The organism is Alteromonas marina (assembly GCF_000808575.1).
GTDB classification, from domain to species: Bacteria; Pseudomonadota; Gammaproteobacteria; order Enterobacterales; family Alteromonadaceae; genus Alteromonas; species Alteromonas marina_A.
Map to the genome: position 1 here is coordinate 444,583 of NZ_JWLW01000066.1, position 25,060 is coordinate 469,642.

A 25,060-nucleotide genomic window follows, 5' to 3' on the forward strand; every position below is an offset into this window, starting at 1 on the left:
CGGCGGTAGGCGCCGCCCTCAGGTTTACTTAGAAGAAACCAAGTGGGTTGATGTCGTAGCTTACCAATAGATTTTTTGTCTGCTGGTAGTGATCTAGCATCATCTTGTGGGTTTCGCGGCCAATGCCCGATTTCTTGTAGCCGCCAAACGCAGCGTGAGCTGGATACAAGTGATAACAGTTCGTCCATACGCGACCTGCTTCAATCGCTCGACCCACGCGGAATGCTACATTCGCATCGCGGCTCCATACACCAGCGCCAAGTCCGAAGCTTGTATTATTGGCAATCTCAATCGCCTCTTCTTCGGTTTTGAAGGTTTGAACAGCGATTACCGGACCAAAAATCTCTTCCTGGAACACACGCATATGGTTTTCACCCTTCAAGATAGTCGGCTGAATGTAGTAGCCTCCATCAAAGCCAGGTAGCTGCTCTTTCTCACCACCAGTGACAACCTGAGCCCCTTCTGACTTACCGATATCGATGTATTTAAGGATCTTTTCGAACTGCTCATTAGATGCCTGTGCGCCTACCATGGTGTCTGTGTCTAGTGGGTTACCACGTTTGATCTTCTGAATTTTTTCCAACACTTTTTCCATGAATGCATCATAGATGTCCTCGTGAATAATCGCTCGAGAAGGACACGTACACACTTCACCTTGGTTGAAGTAGCCAAGCACTAAACCTTCCGCACACTTATCAATAAATTCAGGCTCGTGATTCATGATGTCTGGGAAGAATAAGTTTGGCGACTTGCCGCCAAGCTCAACGGTAGATGGAATAAGGTTTTCAGCAGCACAGCGAAGGATATGTCCGCCAACAGGTGTAGAGCCAGTAAATGCAATTTTTGCGATTCTTGTGCTTGTTGCAAGAGCCTGTCCGGCTTCTGCCCCGAACCCGTTAACGATGTTTAGTACACCCGGTGGTAGTAAGTCTTGGATTAGTTCTGCGAACAATAAGATAGATACTGGCGTTTGTTCTGCTGGCTTTAGCACCACTACGTTACCGGTAACAAGTGCTGGCGCAAGTTTCCACGCAGCCATAAGTAGCGGGAAGTTCCAAGGGATAATTTGCCCAACTACACCATAAGGTTCATGGAAATGATACGCCACCGTGTTTTTATCAATTTCACCGATGGTGCCTTCTTGGCTTCGAATACAGCCTGCGTAATAACGGAAGTGGTCTGCGCACAGCGGAATGTCTGCATTAAGCGTTTCGCGAACGGCTTTACCATTGTCCCATGTTTCCGCAACGGCAAGTAGCTCTAGGTTTTCTTCAATGCGATCGGCAATTTTCAGAAGAATGTTAGAACGCTCAGCTACTGACGTATCTGCCCAGCCCTTTTTCGCAGCGTGAGCGGCATCTAACGCAAGCTCAATGTCTTCAGATGTTGAGCGTGGGATTTGTGCGATGTCGCTGCCGTCTACTGGAGATGTTGCGGTGAAGTACTCACCTTTAACCGGTGCTACCCATTCGCCATTGATAAAATTACCGTAGCTTTCTTTGAAGCTTACGACCGAACCTTCACTACCTGGCTTTGCATAAATCATAAGAAGTACCTTTTGATAACTTTGCGCGTACCACGCGCACTAACTTGGTTTGTTGTGTAGTTTGATAATGGTACTTTTACGTTGTACCTACCATGATGCGATAGACCGATTTGACTCCTACTTTAGGAGGGGAAACCTATGGCTACTTCTCACTCTTCTCGACAAAAGACACCGATTGAGACGCTGAAAACTCTGCATCACCGATATAACCGTGTTTAGCCGCAATGGCTGAAAATTGGGAGGGCACCGCGTCAAGCTTTCGCTTAATGACGGTAAGTGCGTTAGAAACAGTCTTAGCCGATAGGCCCAACTCATCAGCAATATCGAAGCGGGATTTATTCATCGCTATCGCAATAAATATCTCGAACTCACGTTTTGTTAATTTGGCAGCAATGTCCACGTTAGTATCGAGAAGTTGATTGGCTAAATTTACCGCGAGGCCTCGCTCAATATACTTTTGCCCTTTTGCGACGACCTTAATTGCCGAGATCAATATTTCAGGCGAACTACTTTTACTGATGTACCCCATAGCACCGGTCTGCATGGCGCGGTGCAATATGACGCTGTCTTCGAACATACTGAAAAAGATAATTTTTAAATCTGGATGTCGCTTCAAAAAAATCTTGGCTAAAACAAGGCCACTTTCATTTGAAAGGTTTATGTCGAGGATTAAGATCTCAATGTCACTACTGGCTAATAAACGATGGGTTTGTGCACCGTTTTCAGCATCAAAAATACGGCAGTCGGGCATCATCGCATTGAGTAATGCTTTGTATCCTTCACGCACCACAGCGTGGTCGTCGACAATTAGAATATTCATGCGACGTTAGCGCCCATAAGAGGAGGCATTTTTTTAAGGGTAAGGGACAGCGATACAGCAACGCCGCCATCATCGGGTGACGTCACACTGCAATTTGCTCCTATACAACGCGCTCGGCTGCGCATTGATGACATGCCAATGTTTTCCACGATGTGATTTCCCAGCCCCCTGCCGTTGTCTTTGACCATCACAGAGACCCGGTGAGTATCGCCATAAATTTGAATGCAAACTTTAGTGGCTTTTGCATGCTTAATCACGTTGTTAATGGCTTCTTGAGCAAACCGATAAAGGTGAATATCTCGCTCATTATCTTCTTGATAGCGCTTTAGATTAATTGACACGTCCCACTGCGTATCGGGCTGCGCCACTTCTTGTTCGTACACCAGTCTCTCAAGCGACGATTGCAAAGGTACTTTGTCTAGTATCAGGGGGTGAAGGTGAGCTGTAAGCTTTCTAATTGCATCACTTATTTGATGTGACATCACTTGAACTTTCTGCGCCGACAGTTCAACAACCGAGCGCTCTTTTGCGTTAACCAAAATATAGGCGTGGGCTTTAATCGTTGTCAGTAACTGCCCCACGTTATCGTGAAGCTCTCTGGCAAGGTAATTACGCTCTTGCTCTTGAAGAAGCGCTAATTGCTTATCTATTTTGATGAGCTGCTTTTCTTTTGATTTAAGCGCATTTTGCAGGTGCTTAAACTGGTCTAATACCCTATTCATTTCGGTAATATCTGAATGTGGCAGGGGCTGTGATTCCTTGCCTTCTCGTAGCTCAGATAACGCGTCAGCGAGCTGATTTAGCGGCACTAACCTTTGCTTAACCGCCACTTTTAACGTAAACAACAGCAAAACGAATGTTGCGAAAAACAGTCCCGCCACCAAGGCAAAAAAAGTGAGGTTTTGCGTGAGTTCTGTAGCTTTGAAAGGCGTCACTATAAGATACTGGTTTTCCTGAATAGGGATAATAACTGGCGTCAGTGCAGTTCCTTCGGATTTAGAATACGCTGAAGCGTAGTCTGCCTGAAGACGGCCCGTGAAATAGTGAGCAGATAAGTGAGGACTAGGCTCTACAATCGCTTCGATATCAGCAACAGGGATATTGAGGTTGACCATTTCTCGCACTTGATTAAGCGCGCCCGTCATCTCTTCCTCAATGTTATCTTGTATATGGAAGTAGACCAGACAGGTAAAAACCAAAAAGCAGCCAATGAATACGGCCACTATAGCTGTAGATATTTTCGTAAAACCTGACATAACCGCCCCTGCAAGCCTTTTATTACAGGGTTATGCTATACAGGCTGTGTTAAAAAGCACATCCTGCAATAGGGGCGAATTCATCCTACCAAGGTAGGATGAATTCTGTTTTGAGCGATGTTTTATTTGGTAAGAGCTTAGACAGTTTACACTTATCGGTAAGCCTGTTTCTCTGTACTACTAGCTTCCCAGTCGACTGCTGAATTGGCCTACTGCATCAACGACTTCTTTTGCACCGTCTTGAATTTGTTCGATAACTTCACCCGCCTCTCTGGCGTAATTGAGCCCTGATTGCGCTTTTTCATCGCCTTCATTAACCAAATTTACTGCGTCGGTGGCCAATGTCTGGTTGTGTTTAACCACATTGATGATTTCTTCTGTGGCTTCGGTTGTACGCGATGCTAACTGACGCACCTCGTCAGCAACTACAGCGAAACCTCGTCCCTGATCGCCAGCACGTGCTGCCTCAATCGCAGCATTTAGAGCAAGTAGGTTGGTTTGTTCAGCTATGGCACTGATACTTCCGATAATGGTGGCAATCTGCTGAGACTGGGCATCTAACGCATTGATCCCCTCTTTTGCCCTATCCATTTGCTGCGACAGGGAAGACATCTCAGAAAGCAGTTCACTAATGACTTCTTTGCCTCGCGACGCAATTTGATCCGTGGTATTAGAGGAGCGATAGGCGATATCAGCCGCGCTGGATACGGCGCTTTCTCGCGCCACCTGCTCGGTAATATCAGTAGCCAATTTAACTACTTTATACATGCGCCCGTGAGAGTCACAAATAGGGTTGTATGTGGCTTCAAGCCAAATAGAATTACCATGTGCGTCGAAGCGTTCAAACCTTCCTGCTACAAACTCGCCTTGAGCGAGTCGCTCCCAAAACGTTTTATATTCTCGTGAGTTCGCATACTCAGTGTCACAGAAAATTCTATGATGCTGACCTTTAATGTCGTTAAGGCTGTACTTAACCGTTTTCAGAAAAGCTTCGTTTGCGTCTTGAATATTGCCGTTCAAGTCAAATTCTATCGCTGCATTTGACTTGTGTAACGCGGCCACTAAATCTTCGTGTTCTTTCGACTTAGCAATGGTTCGCGTAAGGTCATTCAGGTTTACCGAGAATTTATAAATATTGCCGTTAATATCAAAAATCGGCTCAACTACGCCCCTCAGCCACGCTTCCTCGCCGTTTTCACGGACAAACTCAATTGCTCCCCAGTAATGAACGCGCTGTTCAATAGAATGTTTTAGCTTCTTAAAGTGTGGCGTGTTTCTGGCAATCTCGGGAACAAATTCAAAAAAGCGTTGGCCTCTCACTTGAGACAGTGAGTAACCAAGCTCTCTTTGAAACATCTCATTGACATCGTCAATTTCGCCGCGTTCGTTGAGACGAAGAAAGATCATGTCTTCGCGCAAGCCATCTCGCACTTGCTTGAGTATATGTAGTTCCTCTTTAAGTGCTTCGTTTTCTTTAACTAGGTGTTTGTTAAACATGAACGCTTCCCTGACAAAATTTTGAGGTAATAAGACGCTTATCGACTAAACTGTCGTTTTTCTTAGTAAATTTACAATTCTATTTGAAAAATTACTTGGATATAAACTTAGCTTCGTTTGGTTTGCTGACTTAAGCACTTTGCCGCAGGATGATGTTACGAATAAACGGCTTTTGAATGCAGTAAACTTTTGTCTGTACTACTCCAACTCAGTATTAGACCTCACAGTTCAATAGTTTCAAACAAAACGGGATCTTTACTATATCGATTATTGCTAGTCAGTAAAACTTGTTTGATAACGCGCTACGTTTTCAATTAGCCAGTGTGTAAATGCTTGGAAACGAGCTTGAGAATGCGTTTCTTTGTGCGTAGCCAACCAGAACGTGCGTTTGATGTGAATCTCGTTTTCAATCAGCCGAACCAAGCCTGGTTGTTTTTCAGCCATAAACTTGGGCAAAATTCCTACGCCAGCACCATTAATAAGCATTTGATATTGCGCATTAATGCTGGTGCTGCGCAGCGCGCTTAACTGTGACAGTGCCGTTTCCTCAATGAACTTCAATTGAGGCGCATACACTAAATCGGGAACATAACTCACTAAATTGAATGAGGTAAGGTCTCGCAATGTTTGCGGTTTTTTATCGTCGATAAGGGACTGGTGGGTATAAAGATAAAGGTTATAGTCAGTCAATTTTTGTGTAACCAGCAAGCCTTTACTGGGCTTTTCTAACAAGATAGCCATGTCGGCTTCTCGTTTGTTCAGGTTTAAAAAGCCGCTGGTTGCCACAAGCTCAATACTGATCCCCGGATACTGCTTCTTGAAGTCGGCCAGTAGAGGTGCCAAAAACCAACTGCCAAAACCTTCAGAAACGCTAACTCTAATGGTGCCGGCCAAGTGGGAACGTTCATCGCCAAGCTCATTTTGCGCTTCTAAAAAATAATGCTCTGCTTTTTCGATGTAAGAAACAAGCTCACTACCGTGCGTAGTAAGCACATACCCTCTTTTAGTTAGCTCAAACAATTTACAATTTAGTGAGTCTTCCAGTTTTTTTACACGACGTACCAAGGTCGTAGGATCTACCTTTAAGCCTTTAGCTGCAATAGCTACACGACCATTCCTTGCCAAACCAAGAAACAAACGCATGTCGTCCCAATTCACATCAACACCTGCATTTTTACAGCATCATACTGCAAGTATATGTATTGCCTTTGCAAACACAAGGTTTCAATATTGTTAAAAATTACAGGAGCTATGTCATGAGAAAGATTGTTCACTTTATTGCAGGTAAAGATTTTGAGGATAGCAGCGAAAATACCGCGTCGGTATTTGCGCCTAACACAGGTGAAGTACAGGCTGAAGTCAGCTTGGCTAACACTTCAACTTTGGCCTATGCAATTGAAACAGCCCAAGCTGCACAGGTTGAGTGGGCAGCAACAAATCCTCAACGACGCGCTCGTGTAATGTTCAAGTTTAAAGAGCTAGTTGAAGCAAACCGCGATCGCCTAGCGGCATTATTATCAAGCGAGCACGGTAAAGTGTTGGTTGATGCACAAGGTGATATTCAGCGCGGTCTTGAAGTGATTGAATTTGCCTGTGGTATTCCTCATGCGCAAAAAGGTGAATATACCGAAGGCGCAGGCCCAGGAATCGATGTGTACTCCATGCGCCAAGCACTTGGTGTAGTGGCAGGTATTACGCCATTTAACTTCCCGGCCATGATCCCAATGTGGATGTTCGGTGTGGCAATTGCCTGCGGTAACGCGTTCATTTTAAAGCCATCAGAGCGCGATCCGTCAGTACCTGTTGAACTGGCAAAGCTTATGATTGAAGCAGGCCTTCCTGCAGGTGTACTTAACGTTGTACACGGTAACAAAGAAGTGGTTGATGGTATTTTAGATCATCAAACTATTAAAGCGGTGAGCTTTGTAGGCTCTTCTGACATCGCTAACTACGTGTACGAGCGTGGCGCTCGTGCAGGTAAGCGCGTTCAAGCCATGGGCGGCGCGAAAAACCATGGCATCGTAATGCCTGATGCAGATCTAGATCAGGTGGTAACCGACTTAGTAGGTGCTGCGTACGGCAGTGCCGGTGAACGCTGTATGGCGCTACCGGTTGTCGTCCCAGTGGGCGATGAAACTGCTGAGAAACTGAAAGCCAAGCTTATTCCGGCGATTAAAGACATTATGGTAAGTCATAGTGAAGATCCTAAAGCGCACTATGGGCCTGTGGTTACTGCTGCTCACAAAGAGCGCGTTGAAGGCTATATCGACCTTTGCATAAAAGAAGGTGCTGAGCTTGTTTACGACGGTAGAACCAGTCAGATCCCAGACGACAGTCAGGGCTACTTCATCGGCCCAACCTTCTTCGACCACGTGACTAAAGACATGCGCTCATACCAAGAAGAGATTTTCGGTCCAGTACTGCAAATGGTACGCGCGAAAGATTTCAACGAAGCAGTTAACTTAGCAAGCGACCACCAATACGGTAATGGCGTTGCTATGTATACCCGTAATGGCCATGCAGCGCGCGAATTTGCTCAGCGTGTAAACGTAGGCATGGTGGGGATTAACGTGCCTATTCCTGTGCCAGTTGCCTACCATACGTTTGGGGGCTGGAAGCGCTCTGCATTTGGTGACACCAACCAGCACGGTATGGAAGGTGTGAAATTCTGGACCAAAGTTAAAACGATTACTCAGCGCTGGCCTGATGGCTCAGATACGAACGACAACGCCTTTGTTATTCCAACCATGGGCTAAGCGAGGAGACTATTATGACCACAGTTGCATTTATTGGCCTAGGTAATATGGGCTCAGGGATGGCAGATAATCTGGTTAAGAACGATTACAACGTATTGGCTTTCGACTTAAGCGAAGCTGCGCTGGCCAAAGCCAAAGAAGCCGGCTGTACTATTGCACAAAGTACCGAGCAAGCTGCTGCTGAAGCTGACATTGTTATTACAATGTTGCCTGCAGGCAAACACGTAAAAGATATCTATTCAAATCAGATCCTGTCTTCTGTGTGCGAAGGCACTTTGCTTATTGATTGCTCAACTATTGACGTAGAAACGGCGAAGAGTGTGTCGGAACTGGCAGAGAAAAAAGGCCTTAAAATGCTTGATGCGCCGGTTTCTGGTGGTGTTGCAGCAGCTGCGGGCGGCACCCTCACGTTTATGGTGGGTGGCGACGCTGAAGCGTTTGACAAAGCTCATGGTGTGCTTAGCGCAATGGGCAAAAAAATCGTCCATGCGGGCGGCCATGGTGCAGGGCAAGCAGCGAAGATTTGTAACAATATGTTACTTGGCGCAACCATGATTGCGACGTGTGAAAGCTTTCAACTGGCCAAAAAGCTTGGTTTAGACGCGCAAGTATTCTTTGATATTGCGTCTAATGCCTCGGGGCAGACATGGTCAATGACCACCTACTGCCCTGTGAAAGGTGTGGGGCCACAAAGCCCTGCTGATAACGATTTTGCTGGCGGTTTCGCTTCGGCGCTTATGCTCAAAGACTTAGGCCTTGCCATGCAGGGCGCAAAGGGTGTAAATGCCCAAGTACCTATGGGTGAACTTGCTGCAAAGTGGTTTGAAATGCATTGTGAAGAAGGCAATGCAGGGATGGACTTCTCTTCAATAATCAACCGACTAGCATAAGAAAAAACCAACAGTTCTCCGACGGCTACTTTCCCTCAGAAGAGGTGGCCTTCTTACTGAGCGAGTAAAGGATTTTACTCGCTCTTTTTTATTTTACCCAGGCAATGGTAACAATTATTTATAGCTTATCGCTTTTAATCAATCGGGCTTTTAGTGATGCCCACCACAGCATCCGCCTTTATGCTCAGCCCAGTTTTTGAGTTTAGTGGTTTTACCTATGCCTGGGTTAAAGCTGTTGGTTGGATCAAGTTCGCGATAGAAATTCTTAAGCGCATCTTTGGCAAAGTATTCATGACCCACATTATGCTCTGCGGGGTATTCTGCGCTTCTTGCATCAAAGGTTTCTAGAATTTTATTTTTAAGCTGTTTGGCATCCGCGCCCCTCTTCAACACGTAATTTTGATGCATTACATGACAGAATAAATGGCCGTAGTACAGTTTTGTGTCTATCTGGTCGTCTATTTCTTTAGGCAACACCTCAAACCAATCAGGATCATTGCGGCGAAGTGCAACATCAATGGTCATCATGGCCCCCACTTCTTTACTGTGCATTACGTGATAGCGACCTATTGCTCCACCGGCAACAAAGCGGTGTAAAATTGCTTTATCTGCTTCTTCCTCGGTACACTCAAAGTAGCCACCTTCGTTGGTTTTAAAGAACTCATCTAGGTAGGCTTTAGCTTCATCTACCCCGTCGTTGCTCATTTCCAATATCCAGTGGTGCTGGTATTTATCTCTGTATTCTTCCATGCGCTTTGGCAGGTGGTTAGGGAAAATATAGCTCATGTACTGCATAACGCGGTCTGACATTTTGTTGGGTAAAAAGCCTAACTTATCGGTAAAAGCGTCAAACTTCCGCTTAAACGCGAACAGCTTCGGTATGAACTTCGCACCGAGCTTACTGATAACAATAAACATGTCTTTGCCGTATTTCTTAGACACGTCGTAGCAATCGCGGTGAAGGTACTCGCCAGAATCAGGCAAGTTTTTAAAGGTAGAAAGAATGTCACGACGCACTTTTGTAAACACAGCTGCATCGTTAGAGCCTACATAGAATACTTGTTTCTTTTCAGGAATAGGGAACGTATCTAGCCTCACCGCAAAGACAGCGAGCTTACCTGCACAGCCCGAAGCTTCGTGAAGTCTTCTGCCGTCATTGTTAAAGCGAGAAGGGGTATCAGAATCAACATCTCGAACCCGCTCATCATATTCATTGTCTGATGCACGAGCGTCAGGATGGTAGACATCCTCCTCTTTATACTGCTTGTTCTCAAGATTATTCAAAATTTCCTCTGGCTCGCTACCTAGGTTAATACCCAGATTATTTACCAGAGACAGGTTCCCATTTGCATCGATTTGGGCAAAAAGCGCCAATTCAGTATAGGCAGGGCCTCGTTTAACCAAAGCGCCACCTGAATTATTGCAGATTCCCCCCACGATGGATGCGCCAATACATGAAGAACCGATCACTGAGTGAGGTTCACGGCCATAAGGCGCAAGCGTCTCTTCCAACCCAAACAAGGTACTTCCAGCTAACCCTACAATCTGCTTTCCATTCTCAACTAGCTGAATATCATCTATACGCATGGTGCTGATAATAACAAGAGGCCTGTCGTAATCTTTACCGTCTGGTGTAGAGCCTCCAGTCAACCCTGTATTAGCCGCTTGCATAATGACCGCAACATCGGCCTCAACACAAAGCTTCAACACACGCCAAATTTCAACCAGCGTACCTGGTCTTACTACTGCGAGTGCTTCGCCCGCACCAAAGCGAAACCCTTTGGTATATGGCTGCTTCTTCGCTTTATCTGTTAACAAATAGGCCTGCCCTACTACATCGCGTATAGATGCAATCAAAGACTGAGTGTCAACGTTTACGGTCATTGGTTCTCTCTGTGTTGAAGTGTTGGAAGAATGGACTTGGTGATGAACTATACACTAACGCCATTTTTAACAAAGGGGGGAAACGTTTTTTATAGATATAATTTACTTATATTTAATTCATTGGACACTTATAGATAGGCCGTTCGTTGGCAACGTTAAATAGCATTTTTCACCATGATATTTTAACGAGCATATCGCCACTCTAAGCCATCGGCTTATTCACTATAAGCCAAATACAACGTACACTTGATGCATTAAGAAATAAAAAGCATTTTTTCATGCACATACTCATTATTGACGATCACGAAATTGTAAGGGATGGCATTAAAACACTCATCGAGCAAGAGTATGGCTGGCATGTTTCCTACGCAGTAAGCTCTCTGGATGCACTTCCCTCCTTCGCCACGTTAGACGATATTGACGTTGCCATTCTAGATATCTCGTTAGCACAAGAAAGTGGTTTCGACACGCTAATAAAAATCAAGAAAGACGCGCCGTTTATAAAGTGCTTAATGCTGAGCATGTATGATCATGTTGGCTATATCAGTAAAGCGCTTGAACTCGGTGCCGATGGCTATGTTACAAAGAATGCCGTCACTAAAGAATTGATGGACGCGTTGGAGTCTCTAGAAAAGGACGAGAATTATCTAAGCACAGATATTAGTAAAAAGTTAGCTTTCGGTGATAAACAGCTAACCTCTATCCTTACTGAAAGGGAAAAGGAAATTTTCTTACTGTTAGCAAAAGGATTCCAGCCAAAACAGATTGCTTACTACATAGATACTGCCCCGAAAACAGTGATGGTTCACAGAACTAATATTTACAAGAAACTCAATGTAACCTCCCAATTTGGTTTACTTAGAATTGCGTTAGAAACTGGGTACCTCGACGTTTCTGACGTTATCTACGACGATACGCTAGTCAAAGCAAATTGATGAATCTAACGCGGTATTTCAACGTTACCTATTTACTAATGGGATTAGGTTATACCGCGCTATTTCACGGCGTGTGGTTGTTAAGCACCCAATTCGAAATTATTTCAGGTACGGTGAGCTGGTATTTGCCTGCTGGTGTTCGCCTGGCGGCGTTTTTACTACTGCCAGTTTACAGCTGGCCACAGCTACTCATCGCAGAAAAATTAACCCACTTCATTTTATTTCACCCCGGTGGCATTCTCGACAATACGGCGTTTTTAAGTGGAACCATAGGTTGGTATTTAGTCCATTTAGTGCTGTCACCCGCGGTAATTTGTACATGCGTTTATTTATTCAGACGTCGCTTTAGCGCACCTTATATACATAATGTTTCCAGCACCCTTGCCACGTTGGCTTTTGGTGTTCTTATAAGTGTTGCTCTTGGGGCGGTATTTTTGGGCAGAAGGGCTATTGAACTGCAAACAGGCATAGAGGTTTTTCTCTCTATTTTGTTTGATTTTTCATTAGGTGACTTTGTAGGAATTGTTGTTCTTTGTCCTTTTCTCTTCGCATTGTATAAACGGCCATCTATCCCTAAGAGTCACTTAGCACTGTACCTTACAACAATCGCTTGGCTGGTTTTGCTGATGCTGAGCAGCTATGCCTACTCCCAACAAATTAACATCAGCTATCAGGTTAAATATCTAGCGGTTTTCCCCGCGCTGTTTTTATCGTATCGCTATGCCATAGTTGGCAGTGCGTTTTCGTGTTTACTCATAGGTATTACTGCGTTCGTGGTGGCAAGCCAGAGCGCACTTCCTCCCATTGAGCATCAGTTTTACATCTTAGCATCATGTACAAGTTGCCTCATTTTAGGTGCTTCAATTAACCAATCTACCTTGCTGAATATGAAGCTTGCGAAGAAAAACGAGGCTCTTGAAGTATCGGTACAAAGCGCTCAAGCACTGGCCAGTCAATTGGTGGTAGTGCAAGAAGATGAACGAAAGCGCTTATCGCGAGATTTACACGACGACTTTGGTCACCGCATAGTCGATTTAAAACTTCAACTGTCGCTAGATAGCAGAGAAAGCGACAACGACATGATGCTCAAAAAGATAGATGCTCTATACCACGCAATGAAGAAAAGCTTAGGGGGATTACGTCCGTCCGGTATTGATACACTTCCCATTGAAAGCGTGATCCAACGTTCAGAGATCATTACCACGCTTAAGCGCGCAAACATAGACTATTCGTTTAACGTTAGCGGCACGCCAGTACCGTTCGATTCAGACCAGAAAATACACATCTATCGTATTGTGCAGGAAGCGGTAACAAACAGTATAAAATATGCCAATGCGACGTCGCTCAGTATTAATATCAACTATGCCCAACACAGTGCCGTGTTTATCGTTACTGATGATGGCGGCGGTATCCCTGAGCATATTGCCCAACTAGCAAACGCTGAACCCACACTCGGCCTGCTGTCGATGAGAGAACGCGCAAAGTTGATAAATGGTGAGTTTGATATTTCCCAGAACAAACCATCAGGCACCAGAGTTTGCCTGACTTTGTCCTACAGTGCTTAAGTTACTCTATTGCGTTTTAGGTGCGTCGCTGCATCCTTTTTATGCTACATTGCTGTTGATTTAACTACTATTTTGATAACCGTATGCAAAAAAATTTCATTACTCGCCGGGGCCACTTTTTTAGACAGTGCCTGAACATTGCTGTCTTAATTGCCACTTTCACCACGTTAAATGGCTGTGTAAGTACTCAAAATGAAAGTCCTTACACTTACGCTCCGTCTAAATCACTCTATCAAGATGTGGTCAATGCACAGCAGCGAGCTGTGGAACAAAGCAAATTACTTTTGGTTGTACTGGGTGCTCAGTGGTGTCACGACAGTACTGGCTTAGCTGAGCGTTTTGCGACAAAGGAAATGGACCTTATTCTACGAGCTCATTATGAAACCGTATTTGTTGATGTGGGAACACTTGAAGACAGAAGAAATATAACCGAGCGATTTGACTACCCCATTTATTACGCCACACCAACGGTAATGGTGGTTGAACCTAAAACCAGCGCATTGTTAAACAGAACGTCAATGGATATATGGGGGCGCGCTGACAGCATTCCCTTATCGGAGTACATTCAGTATTTCTCTCGCTTTCCTGCAATGACAACTGCGCAAAAAGCCCCGTTTATTAACTGGGAAACGACAGATGAAGAAGAAGCTTACAATAAAAAGCAAGCACTCAGATTACAAAGCGCTTATGACAAACTGGGTCCGCTACTTGCGTTAGATTTACAAGGTAATACCCCACAAGGGCTTAACGAGCTATGGAAAGAGACCAAAGGGTTTCGCACTGAACTGCAAAAAACGCTGATAAAGCGCGCCGAGCTTACGTTAGATTCTGAGAATGGCAACGGAGTCAACACCACGCCAGCATTGCGACATTACAATCCGTTTTCGTGGGAACATAATTAGGGCCTGTTGACCTTTGGTGTACGAATTTTGGTCTAAATGGAAGCCTTTTAATCGCGAAACAGTCCTGCAAGCCTAGCGGGCTAAGTTAAAGGACTGTGACAAAGAGTAAAAGGCTTCCATAACGACCCCTTCGGGCAGCGCCTTTGTGCCATCTATACAGCGTTGAATGTTCTCGATTTAAAACCACTAAACCGTCAAACATCCGCCTTGTCTAGATGGCACACAGACCGCTGCAAAAATGTACAACAAAGATCAATAGGCCCTAATACCAGTCCACATAATTCATTACCCACTCAGCCAGATTTAAAATGTTCGTAATCGCGGCGTGTTATCGCAAGTATAGTGGTTCTACATCAAGGTGACGCAACAAAGAATATGGACATTAAAAAGGGCCTTTCCAACGGCCCTTTTTTAATAAACTCGGTTTTATGAAGCGCAGTTCAACTGTTTACGCTTTTGCCCTGTTTGACGCCGTATTATTAGTGGTGCTATTTGACGGATTACTTCTGCGCTTAGCTGGTCGTTTAGCGGCACTTCCTTCACTTCCTGAGCGTCTTCGACCTGCAGGCTTTCCACCGCTATTGTTGCGCGAATCCGGTTTACCTGCGCGCGGATTACCATTTCCGCTACGGTTGCCTTGACGTTGACCCGACTTTTTATTCTCGCCACTTCGTTTACCTTCGCTGTCGCTCTCACCTTGTGGTGCTTTCGGCTTTTTCGGCTTCTTGGGCTTTTTAGGCTTAGAAAGCGTGGTAACAGGCACGGCTTGCTGAGGCTCGAAACCTTCCAACGTTTCACGAGGAAGCAGCTTTTGAATCAGTGTCTCAATATCTTTCAGGTTTTGCAGTTCTTCAGCACATACAAATGACCAAGCCTGTCCACTAGCGCCTGCGCGCCCTGTACGACCAATTCGGTGAACATAGTCAGCTGCCGTATTGGGTAAGTCTAGGTTTACAACGATAGGCAATTCACTAATGTCGATGCCGCGTGCTGCGATATCGGTGGCTACCAGCACTTTAATTGCGCCATTTTTAAAGTCAGCAAGCGCTTTTGTTCTTGCTCCTTGGCTTTTATTACCGTGAATAGCGGCACTTGGAATTTTTGACCGAGTTAGCTTTTCTGCAATACGGTTAGCACCGTGTTTCGTGCGGCTAAACACTAACACCTGCTCCCACTTCTGCTGTTTGATCAGACAAATAAGCGCGGTCGTCTTTTTGGATTTATCAATGGTCACTAAGTGTTGCTGAACCGCTTCTACCGTGGTATTGGCTGGCGCGGTTGAAATACTCACAGGGTTGCGCGTTATTGTTTTCGCCAGCGCAGTGATTTCATCAGAAAACGTGGCTGAAAACAGTAAGCTTTGACGCTCTTGTGGCAATAGCTTCAATACTCTCTTAATGTCGTGAATAAAGCCCATATCAAGCATTCTGTCTGCTTCATCCAATACCAACACTTCAAGCTGAGAAAACTTAACAGCGTTTTGCTGGTAGAGGTCAAGCAATCGTCCAGGCGTAGCAATTAACACATCCACACCTTTACGGAGCTTCATCATTTGAGGGTTAATGCCTACTCCACCAAATACCACGGCAGTTTTTAACGGCAAAAACTCGCTGAACGCTCTGATGCTCTCTTCTACCTGAGCAGCAAGTTCTCGCGTGGGTGTTAAGATAAGTGCCCGAACATTGTTGCCAGATACAGGTTGTCCTTCCATCAATCTCTGTAAAATAGGAAGTCCAAATCCTGCAGTTTTCCCTGTTCCCGTTTGTGCAGCTGCCAACACATCCTTTCCTTGCAATACTTCTGGTATTGCCTTTTCCTGGATTGGTGATGGAGTGCTAAATCCTCGTTTTTCAATAGCTTTTAACAAGGGTTCAGCGAGCCCTAATTGGGTAAATGACATTAATAAACTCCTGTCATAGGTATTTATAAAAAATTGCATACCACAAAGGTATTAGCGTTAGTGCTTTATTGCTAACCGTGGGGGTTATAGATTACTGGGAAAACCTAAAGAGACACGCCATTGCCAACTTGGCTTATTGGTGTTTGACATCAAGAAAAGAACGTAGGTGTTTACTCTTACAAATTGCGCGCGGAGTCTATCACTAAACACTAAAGTCCACCAGAGCATTTTTTGTTCAATTGATAGTTTAATACTGCGCTCTCACGCAATTTCACCCAAATTGCTAATCAAGAAATGATGTAAAACGTCTATACTGGTAATAAAAGAAAGAGCAGTCCTTTTCTAATACTTTTAAAAAGTATTTACTGCCACTTAGTTCAACTTAAAAGAGTACTTATTGAAAAGCCTTCGCTCTGAAATATCATTCAACACGCTTGCATCTATATCCGTAGTCAGTGCGCTGATCATTGGTCTGTCTATCTATGTCTATGAGAAGCTTTACGTTGAATTTGTGTCTGCGGAAGTAGATGCTATAAGTGTAAACATGGCTGTTGATCTCATCGACTACATCGACGAGCCTGCTGGCAGTTTCAATCAAACGGGAATTTTGCTTCGTTTAGACGAGTATGAATATGCTGAAGCTGCCTATATTTTCGGTAATGACGGTACGCTGTTGAACCATTATATAGGTCATGCCGGCTTTAATGGCGGGCTAACTAAACCGCAAGAAAAAATGTCTCCTCAGCACAACCAAACTGACATCGATAAAAGTATCTCAACACTCTCCGTTGGGTTATATCTCACTTCTAGCAAAGTAATAGTAGTGAAAACAGTAGGCGAAGAGTTTTTTCCTATGGGGAAACTTGCGCTGGTTTTCAATCTTGAAGAAGCGTTAAAAGCAAGCAGGCAAAGATATATCATTTTGGTCACGCCTTCCGTTGCCTTACTCATTATTATCTCGTTATTCATATCAACAAGAGCTCAGCGCAGAGCAATGCGTCCGCTGAACACCCTAATTAAAACAATGGACAGCGTAGTAGATGACAACGCTTACGATGTTAAAGTTGAGGAAGTAAACAAAGAAGAAATGCTTGCTTTGTCTCGAGCCTTTAACAATATGATGGCAAACATAAAAAAACAGTCTGAAGCGAATCGTCAAAAAAACGAAATGTTGCAGAAGCAACAGTCTCAGATGGAGCGGCTTGCTAATTTTGATGCATTAACAGGACTGCCGAATAGACAGTGCTTAATGAAGCTTTTATCAAATGAACTCGCCCTAGCGCAGAAGAATTCTCATGAATTGGGTTTGCTGTTTATCGATTTAGACGGCTTCAAGGCTATTAATGATTCGTTCGGCCACGACACGGGAGATAAGTTTCTCCTTCATATCAGTTTATTAATGGACAGTACACTCGAAGATAATTGCACATTAGGGCGTTTAGGCGGTGACGAGTTTATTGTTATTGTACGGGAGCTTACATCGCCTAGTTACCTAGAAAAAATAGCGCTAAAACTTGTAGAAGCAGTGTCTCAACCTCATATCATTAACCGACTGAAGCTAGACTCAAGTGCTAGCATAGGTCTTGCACTTGCAAGTGAGTGTGAATACTCACCAACCAACCTCATAACTAACGCTGACGTTGCCATGTACAAGGCTAAAGACGATGGTAAATCTAGACTCGTATGGTTTACCGATGAAATGCTGGCACGTACCCAACGCAAAGTGCTCATATCCACTCGCATAACTGACGCTCTTGAAAACGACGCGTTTTTCCTCACTTATCAAGCTAAAGTGGATTCAGATAAGAACATCACGGGGTTTGAGGCTCTGCTTCGCTGGGAAGACGAAGTGTTAGGTCAAGTTCCCCCAGGTGAGTTTATTCTTATCGCAGAACAAACTGACAAAATATCACAAATAAGCCTATGGGTTTTAAAGCAACTTCGGTACGAATTCCCGCTTCTCCTTGAAGCCTTCGGCAGCAACGTCGTAATATCGGTTAACTTGAGTCCCCTCGATTTAAACAACCACAATGTCACGCAATTTTTACTCCACGAGTTAAATATAGGCAAACTTCCCGCTTCAAACTTAGAAATTGAGATTACGGAATCTGCTTATATGAATAATTTCAACGTGGCGAACCCGTTTTTTGCATCACTGAAAGAGTTAGGTTGTAAACTTGCCCTTGATGATTTCGGGACAGGCTACTCTTCTCTGAGTTACTTAACGCAGTTTGATATAGACACACTAAAAATAGACAGAAGTTTTGTAAGCAAAATAGGTGAGTCTAAGCAATCAGAAATGATCACCAAGACCATCATTGATATGGCTAAAAGTTTGAACTTTTCTGTGTGTGCAGAAGGCGTTGAAACACACGAACAAGCCAAATTTTTAATAAACCAGGGGTGCAATACGCTTCAAGGGTTTCTTTACAGTCGACCAATTCCACTAATGGAATTGGTTGATAAAACTGTAAATCAATCGCAAGACGCCTAAAATGTGCGGTTGCTTAAAAGCTTCGATAAACCACCTTTACATTTTCGGGTAACGCCGTTCCAGCGGGAACATAACCTATAGCACCTTCAGTATTTGTTACGTGCTCAAGCAATGCGTCCAAACTATTGAACTCAATAGGCGGTATTTGTCGTCCACTAAAGCGCATTTGCGCCCAATAGGATTGAATTCGTGATTCGGTCAAAGCAATTATCTTGCTATTGAAAATGGCCCGCGATCTATTGCCTGGGCTCATCGCTACGGGTATTAAGGCATCGCTGGAGGATGTTGTACTTCTCATGAAAAGGTTACGTACTTCTGCTTTTGTTAGTGCGAAATTTTGTTCAGAAACGTTTGCAACGACCCAGACACCATCTTGCGCAACGGCTATACGAGAACAAAGTAAGAGAAAGAAAAAGAGCATTTGTTTTCGCATTAAAATACCCACTCTACTGCCACTTGATACAAGGCCGCATTTCTATCGAAATTATTCTCTTTAATGTCGTAAAACGATGATTTTCCTTCTTTACCGTCAAGAATCGATAGTTCAGCTTTAAGTGCAATATTGGTTTTCACATCCCACCTGGCGCCTAGTGTCCAGGTATCAAGGTCATCTGTAGGGAAGAAGCTATTTAGTTGCTCAACAGCGAAATAAAGTTGATCTAACGCGGAGGACACACCTACTGGAATAGTGTTTTCGATGGTATCAAGTGATTGCCTAGATGAAGCATAGGTCAGATGTAGAAGGACTTCATCAACATAGTAACCATATGAAACATAGAAACTTTCTAGGTTGGCAAGTACATCGATATCAGACGAAACTTTCATCCATTCGCCGCTTACATACCAGTTTAGTGCGTCATAGCTGACACCCAACAAAAATGGACCTGCTCTGTCATTAATTTCAAAATTTTCGGCTATAGAATTAAAACCTGCGGCTTTTAGCCCCTGTAGCAGGGGAGCAATTTCATCAATGGTAGTTTCAACTTTAGGCGTATTAACTGTGGCAGTTCTCAATTGCAAGCCGCCATAGTTGACTTCGATCACACCACCAAACAAGTTATTTACCTCAATATCTACATTAATACCGCTAGACTCTAGCTCATCTTCATACTTTCCATAGTAAGCTTCAAAATCAACCACAACATCGCCAAATGTCCTTCTCAATCTAGCATTTGCACCTTCATATTGAGAAAACAAATAACTGCTATAGAGTTGTTGCGGCGCGTTGATCCAGGGGTACGCAAACCCAACATCGATAACATCAGAGTACTTCAAAAAAGGTGTACGAAGCCGGCCAGCGTTAATTTGAAAACTTTCACTAGGAGCATAAGTTAGATACAGCCACTCTATCCCTGACTCCCTGTCATCGTCAGTGTGAAGAAGAAGTTGACTTGAAACGGAGAATGAAGACGAAAAAGAATAGTCGGCTTGAAGTGCTATGAGTGACTTTTCTGAAAAGCTTATGCTGTTGTCATAACCTTCATAGGTAGCTTTTTCAGTATCTATTTTGCCGGCAACCGCCCTTGCAAAACCGGAAAACTCGAGTCCTTCCGTGCGCCCTACGGGAGCAAATAAAAATATGCCGATAGCGATAATAACAGGCAGCAACATCAATTTGGTCATAGTCAATTTACATTTAAACGTGTTTAAGGCTTAGTACTGTTTGTATCGCCTATACTGAACAACTACATTAATGATAGCTTGGTAGGAAGATAACTCCAATCAAAACACCGAAGAATAAAGACGCGCGGTGCATCAAAATTTTCGTAATCGCAGTGTGTTACTTATTCCAGTATCTTTTTGAAAAGCGCTGCATTTTTTTATCTAAACGACAAATATTTTTATGAATGAAGAATAGAGGTTAATGTGAACCACCTTTTATCTTTAAATAAAAAAATAAACTAACAAACAAACACATACGAGCAAAAGACGCTTAATTCAAATAACATTAAAAACTCGATTACATCAGTATTTTGCATCTATTCCGCTAGGAATTAACACTATAAACCGTATATCCAGCTTTCAATTATTGGTCAATTCTTATTAGATGGATAAAAAAAGCTTTACCATATTTGGTATAACAGATAAAAAGCGCCCAGTTATCCCATGCTCAAATTACATCCACGCTGTCGCTGTGTGGTAAACAAGTGAAGTAGAAAATATGAATGTTGATAGTTTAACCCAGCACTTTGAAGAAAAGTTGGCGTTGGTCAAAGAATCGGTCATGTCCGATAGCTTTGTAATTCAGCTGACGACAATCGCAATTATTTATTGCGTTGCGTTTTTACTTGCCCGACAAGTAAAGAAGCCATTTAAATTTACTAGGGAAAAGCCGCAGCAAGGCGCACATACCATGCACGGCTTTTTATACAACCTTGGTGAGGCACTATTCCCGCTTATCACCATTAGCATGCTAAAGCTTACTACCGTGTTGGGGGCGCAATTTCAGTTTGATGCATGGCTATTGGAAATAGCCGTTGTTGTAGCCCTTATGCTATTTGTTAATTCCTTGATTACCGGCTTTGTCGAAAACAACACCATTGCAGCGTTTATGCGATGGGTGGGTTTACCTATCCTATTTTTACATTTAGTTGGCGTACTTCCGCTGATAACTTCAGCATTGGAGTCAATCGCAATATCAGTCGGCAACGTCGAAATTTCAGCATATGGCGTAACAAGAGTATTGTTGTTTGGTGGCTTGCTGTTCTGGCTAGGCCGCAGCTCGAACGCCATTGGTCAAGATATTATTCGAAACCATAAGTCGCTCGACGTTTCTACCAAAGAAGTGTTCGCAAAGCTGTTTGAAGTTGCCCTGTTCTGTGTGGTCTTTCTTTTATTGCTTAACGTCATGGGAATTAATCTTACCGCATTAGCCGTGTTCGGTGGTGCAGTAGGTGTGGGTTTAGGCTTAGGTCTGCAGTCCATCGCATCAAACTTCATTTCGGGCATCATTATTCTATTGGATAAGTCGTTGACCGTAGGCGATTACGTTGAATTGGAAGACGGGCAGAAAGGTATCGTCAGAGAATTTAAAATGCGCTATGCCGTATTAGAGACTTATGACGGTAAAGATGTACTGGTGCCTAACGAAAAGTTCATCAGCTCCTTGCTAATAAACTGGACACACAAAAACCAAAAACAACGTTACCGCATCGACTTTTCTGTCGCCTATAAAACTGATATCCGCGCCATGGTAGAGATTATTAAAGAGGCGGTATCGGAACATCCGCAGGTAATCAGTGGCGATGATGTTCCATTTGAAGAGCTTCCTGACTGTGAAATAGATAGCTTTGGCGACTCTGGCGTTAACATGTTCGTTGAGTTTTGGATGGAGGGTGTGGACGATGGTAAAAACCGCGTGGGTGGCGATTTGCTGCTTACTGTGTTTGAAACATTACGCGAGCACAATATTGAAATACCGTTCCCTCAACGCGAAGTAAGAGTTATCAACGAACAAGGCATTGATATTCGAAATACCACACCGTAGCTATACTCGCTCATGACATGAGCGCTTTCAGTCATACCTTCGCGCTGGCTAAAACCTAGCGCGAAGTGTACCCCATTGCCACTCTTGGGCAGACAGACCTAACGTCTGGATAAACTTTGCATAGTCTTCTTTGCCCATCGCTGACGCTACGGTTTTTAACTGAGATTTGGCTTTTATTGCTTTTACCTGCAGTAACTCCAATCGCTTATCGGCACTTGAATCGAAGTTTTCACTGATGATTGCATTTGCTTTATTGGTTGCTTCCCATGCTGTAATAACATAGCCCACCAGCTTTATGTACACACCGACCATACGCTTTCGCTCAAATATGTTCTCAAACAATGAGCCAGATAACGACTTTTGGAAACTGGCCTCTGTTTCTAAGGCCACAAATTGCTCGGCGTTCTTTAGCTCATTCAACACATTGTGTAAAAGCTTAATGTGGGCGTGCGTATTAAGTGCATCAACGTGAAGTGCATTAATATCGTCGCTTAGCATTTCTAAATTGACCAACGTTCGTTGAAGACTAGCCATTGTGGTAATTGTCTGTAGAAGCGAAAAATAAAGAATTAGTGTATCTAATTAAAAGTGGGTTTGCGATGGTCTAGAGGTCGTTTTAATCACATTAAGAATTCATAATACAACGTATAGAAATCAAATAAAAAAGGCGCCGAAGCGCCCTTTTAGTCTTTATGTCTGTCGAGAATTAGCGGTTAAACTAATCCGCGATAGCAGTTCTACCGCATCTATTTACCCAAGCTGGCGTTTAGGTCGTGACGTAAATCAAAACGGTCTAATGTCATCACTTTGGTCCAAGCGTCGACGAAGTCTTTAACAAAACGGCTTTTCGCATTGTCATAAGCATAAACTTCGGCAACTGCACGCAGTTCACTGTTTGATCCAAAGACCAGGTCCACAGGCGTACCTGTATACATAACTTCACCAGTACTTCTGCTTACACCTTCATATACCGACGGGTTATCTGTTTTTCTCCACTTAACGCCCATATCAAGAAGCGTTACGAAGAAGTCGTTGTTCAGCGTGCCTACGTTGTCAGTAAATACACCATGGCTAGTGCCACCTGTGTTAGCTCCCAATGAACGCAAACCACCAAGCAAAACAGTCATTTCTGGTACCGTTAGGTTAAGTTGATCGGCTTTATCTACCAGCATGTCGGTTGGCGAACGATAGCTAGCTTCTGCGTTGTAATAGTTTCTAAACGCATCAGCTGTTGGCTCTAACAATGAAAAAGAATTAACGTCTGTTTGCTCTTGCGTAGCATCAGTTCGACCCGGAACCACTGGAACAGTAACCTTGACGCCAGCATCTGCCGCTGCTTTTTCAATGGCTGCAGCCCCACCAATAACAATCAAGTCAGCTAATGACACCTTCTTCTTAGAGAACATGCGCGAGTTGTAGTCTTCCTGTAACTCTTTGAGCTTTGAAACAACAGCTTTAACCGTTTCAGGTTCGTTAGCTTCCCAGCTCATTTGTGGCTCTAGCGCGATACGAGCACCGTTAGCACCACCGCGTAAATCAGATGCTCGGAAACTTGCTGCCGCTGCCCACGCAGTTTTCACAAGCTGCTGAACGCTTAAGCCACTGTCTAAGATGTCAGCTTTAAGCTTCTTAACATCTTTATCAGAGATCATCTTATAGTCAGCTTTAGGCACTGGATCTTGCCAGATGAAGTTTTCCTCTGGAATATCGTTACCCAAGTAACGTGCTTTAGGACCCATATCGCGGTGAGTTAGCTTGAACCACGCTTTAGCAAATGCCGTTTGATACTCTTTAGGATCCGCTAAGAAGCGCTCGGCAATTTTTCGATATTCTGGATCGTACTTAAGCGCTAAGTCAGCTGTAGTCATCACAGGAGGATTTTTCTTACCTTCTACGTGCGCATCTGGTACTGATTTATGTAGCGACTCATCGGTAGGGATCCACTGGATAGCGCCGGCAGGACTACGAGTTTGCTTCCACTCAAAGCCCAATAAGTTTTGAAGATATAGGCTCGTCCACTTAGTAGGTAGCTGCGTCCACGCACCTTCTAAACCGCTCGTTACTGTGTCTTCTGCATTGCCTTTACCGCAGTTGTTCTTCCAACCTAGTCCCTGCTCTTCTAAGCCTGCGCCGCCTGGCTCAGCTTCTAAACAATCAGCAGGCTTGTGTGCGCCGTGCATTTTTCCAAATGTATGACCACCCGCTATTAGGGCAACGGTCTCTTCGTCATTCATTGCCATACGGCCAAATGCAGTGCGAATATTTTTCGCAGATCCCATCGGATCAGGCACACCTTTAGGGCCTTCAGGGTTAACATAGATCAAGCCCATGTGCGTTGCCCCCAACGGGCGCTGAAGCTTGCCGTCGCGCTCTTCACGATCGCTCGCAAGCATTTCTACTTCTGGGCCCCAGTAAACCATGTCAGGTTCCCAGTCGTCGGTACGACCACCCGCAAATCCATAGGTGTCAAAGCCCATGTTTTCCATGCCTACGGTACCCGCAAGGATCATTAAATCGCCCCAAGACAAACTTTCACCGTACTTTTGCTTAATTGGCCAAAGTAGGCGGCGGGCTTTGTCTAGGTTACCGTTATCGGGCCAGCTGTTCAGCGGGTCAAAACGCATTTGTCCGCCATCACCGCCACCGCGACCATCTAATGTACGGTAGGTACCGGCGCTGTGCCATGAAAGACGAATAAAGAAAGGGCCGTAATTACCAAAGTCAGCAGGCCACCAGTCTTGAGATGTAGTAAGCAGTTCATTTACGTCTTTTTTCACTTCATCGAGATCAAGTTTTGCAAACGCTTTGGCGTAACTAAAATTTTCACCAAGTGGATTTGAACGCTTGTCATGATCTCGAAGCGGTGAGAGATCAAGTTGATCGGGCCACCAAAACTGGTTTGTTTTCGCTTGGAAAGCTTTAGACATGCCCGTGCCTTTGGCACCAGCAGGCTTACTAATTTGGTCGTTGGCAATAGTCCCTGTTGCACTAAGCGATAGGGCAACAAGTACTGATACTGTGGTTTTCTTAAACCTGTTTATAGTCATGGTCTTTTCCCGTCTGAGTTTGTTGTAGTTATCAAAGCGTGAGTGCGAATTACATCACTACTTTGTTAACATTTTGTTTAC

The 25,060-nt window shown here is 44.1% G+C and carries 18 protein-coding genes; 7 read left to right on the plus strand and 11 right to left on the minus strand.

Translation table 11 applies throughout. The features are described 5' to 3' along the window. Positions 1-28: 28 nt before the first annotated feature. The 5 genes from exaC to RJ41_RS17655 form a co-directional block, all read right to left on the minus strand. The gene (gene exaC / locus RJ41_RS17635; protein ID WP_014950684.1) at positions 29-1,546 is read right to left on the minus strand and encodes an acetaldehyde dehydrogenase ExaC; all 1,518 of its coding nucleotides are present in this window, start codon (positions 1,544-1,546) and stop codon (positions 29-31) included. Between the two features lie 142 nt (positions 1,547-1,688). Beyond that, entirely contained in the window at positions 1,689-2,366 is a 678-nt protein-coding gene (locus RJ41_RS17640; RefSeq protein WP_039223530.1) for a response regulator transcription factor, read from the minus strand. Beyond that, complete coding sequence (locus RJ41_RS17645; protein WP_039223532.1) at positions 2,363-3,622, minus strand: sensor histidine kinase; 1,260 nt, start codon at positions 3,620-3,622, stop codon at positions 2,363-2,365. The genes RJ41_RS17640 and RJ41_RS17645 overlap by 4 nt, the downstream gene beginning before the upstream one ends. 180 nt (positions 3,623-3,802) lie before the next feature. Continuing rightward, on the minus strand, positions 3,803-5,119 hold the full coding sequence (locus RJ41_RS17650; RefSeq protein ID WP_039223535.1) for a methyl-accepting chemotaxis protein: 1,317 nt from the start codon (positions 5,117-5,119) through the stop codon (positions 3,803-3,805). Positions 5,120-5,392: 273 nt separating this feature from the next. Beyond that, a complete protein-coding gene (locus RJ41_RS17655; RefSeq protein WP_039223538.1) occupies positions 5,393-6,277 on the minus strand; it encodes a LysR family transcriptional regulator in 885 nt (294 codons plus the stop codon). 98 nt (positions 6,278-6,375) lie between these two features. Between RJ41_RS17655 and RJ41_RS17660 the strand changes: the two genes are divergently transcribed. After that, positions 6,376-7,875, plus strand: a complete 1,500-nt coding sequence (locus RJ41_RS17660) for a CoA-acylating methylmalonate-semialdehyde dehydrogenase (RefSeq protein ID WP_039223540.1) — start codon at positions 6,376-6,378, stop codon at positions 7,873-7,875. A gap of 14 nt (positions 7,876-7,889) precedes the next feature. Beyond that, positions 7,890-8,765, plus strand: a complete 876-nt coding sequence (mmsB, locus tag RJ41_RS17665) for a 3-hydroxyisobutyrate dehydrogenase (RefSeq protein ID WP_039223543.1) — start codon at positions 7,890-7,892, stop codon at positions 8,763-8,765. Positions 8,766-8,915: 150 nt separating this feature from the next. On the opposite strand, the gene dld is transcribed toward mmsB, so the two are convergent. Beyond that, on the minus strand, positions 8,916-10,649 hold the full coding sequence (gene dld, locus RJ41_RS17670; protein ID WP_039223546.1) for a D-lactate dehydrogenase: 1,734 nt from the start codon (positions 10,647-10,649) through the stop codon (positions 8,916-8,918). A 278-nt stretch (positions 10,650-10,927) separates the two neighbouring features. Here dld and RJ41_RS17675 point away from each other — a divergent pair, with 278 nt between their 5' ends. From RJ41_RS17675 to RJ41_RS17685, 3 genes are all read left to right on the plus strand, one after another. After that, positions 10,928-11,584, plus strand: a complete 657-nt coding sequence (locus RJ41_RS17675) for a response regulator transcription factor (RefSeq protein WP_039223549.1) — start codon at positions 10,928-10,930, stop codon at positions 11,582-11,584. Next, positions 11,584-13,149, plus strand: coding sequence for an ATP-binding protein (locus RJ41_RS17680; RefSeq protein ID WP_039223552.1), 1,566 nt, complete (start codon positions 11,584-11,586; stop codon positions 13,147-13,149). The genes RJ41_RS17675 and RJ41_RS17680 overlap by 1 nt, the downstream gene beginning before the upstream one ends. 83 nt (positions 13,150-13,232) lie before the next feature. Then, on the plus strand, positions 13,233-14,051 hold the full coding sequence (locus RJ41_RS17685) for a thioredoxin family protein (protein ID WP_039223555.1): 819 nt from the start codon (positions 13,233-13,235) through the stop codon (positions 14,049-14,051). A gap of 448 nt (positions 14,052-14,499) precedes the next feature. Here RJ41_RS17685 and RJ41_RS17690 read toward each other — a convergent pair whose 3' ends face one another. Continuing rightward, positions 14,500-15,951: a DEAD/DEAH box helicase gene (locus tag RJ41_RS17690; RefSeq protein WP_039223557.1), complete on the minus strand. Its 1,452-nt coding sequence runs from the start codon at positions 15,949-15,951 to the stop codon at positions 14,500-14,502. Positions 15,952-16,348: 397 nt separating this feature from the next. On the opposite strand from RJ41_RS17690, the gene RJ41_RS17695 reads away from it, so the two are divergent. Then, positions 16,349-18,445, plus strand: coding sequence for an EAL domain-containing protein (locus RJ41_RS17695; protein ID WP_039223559.1), 2,097 nt, complete (start codon positions 16,349-16,351; stop codon positions 18,443-18,445). A gap of 13 nt (positions 18,446-18,458) precedes the next feature. Here the strand turns inward: RJ41_RS17695 and RJ41_RS17700 are convergent, their stop codons facing one another. Next, complete coding sequence (locus tag RJ41_RS17700; protein WP_039223685.1) at positions 18,459-18,878, minus strand: hypothetical protein; 420 nt, start codon at positions 18,876-18,878, stop codon at positions 18,459-18,461. Further along, positions 18,878-20,068: a hypothetical protein gene (locus tag RJ41_RS17705; protein WP_039223561.1), complete on the minus strand. Its 1,191-nt coding sequence runs from the start codon at positions 20,066-20,068 to the stop codon at positions 18,878-18,880. The genes RJ41_RS17700 and RJ41_RS17705 overlap by 1 nt, the downstream gene beginning before the upstream one ends. A 538-nt stretch (positions 20,069-20,606) precedes the next feature. On the opposite strand from RJ41_RS17705, the gene RJ41_RS17710 reads away from it, so the two are divergent. Next, on the plus strand, positions 20,607-21,932 hold the full coding sequence (locus tag RJ41_RS17710) for a mechanosensitive ion channel family protein (RefSeq protein WP_039223563.1): 1,326 nt from the start codon (positions 20,607-20,609) through the stop codon (positions 21,930-21,932). A 48-nt stretch (positions 21,933-21,980) separates the two neighbouring features. Here RJ41_RS17710 and RJ41_RS17715 read toward each other — a convergent pair whose 3' ends face one another. Together RJ41_RS17715 and katG are read right to left on the minus strand one after the other, a co-directional pair. Continuing rightward, positions 21,981-22,466, minus strand: a complete 486-nt coding sequence (locus RJ41_RS17715; RefSeq protein ID WP_039223566.1) for a hypothetical protein — start codon at positions 22,464-22,466, stop codon at positions 21,981-21,983. A gap of 212 nt (positions 22,467-22,678) precedes the next feature. Continuing rightward, the gene (katG, locus tag RJ41_RS17720; protein ID WP_039223569.1) at positions 22,679-24,979 is read right to left on the minus strand and encodes a catalase/peroxidase HPI; all 2,301 of its coding nucleotides are present in this window, start codon (positions 24,977-24,979) and stop codon (positions 22,679-22,681) included. Positions 24,980-25,060: the final 81 nt, after the last annotated feature.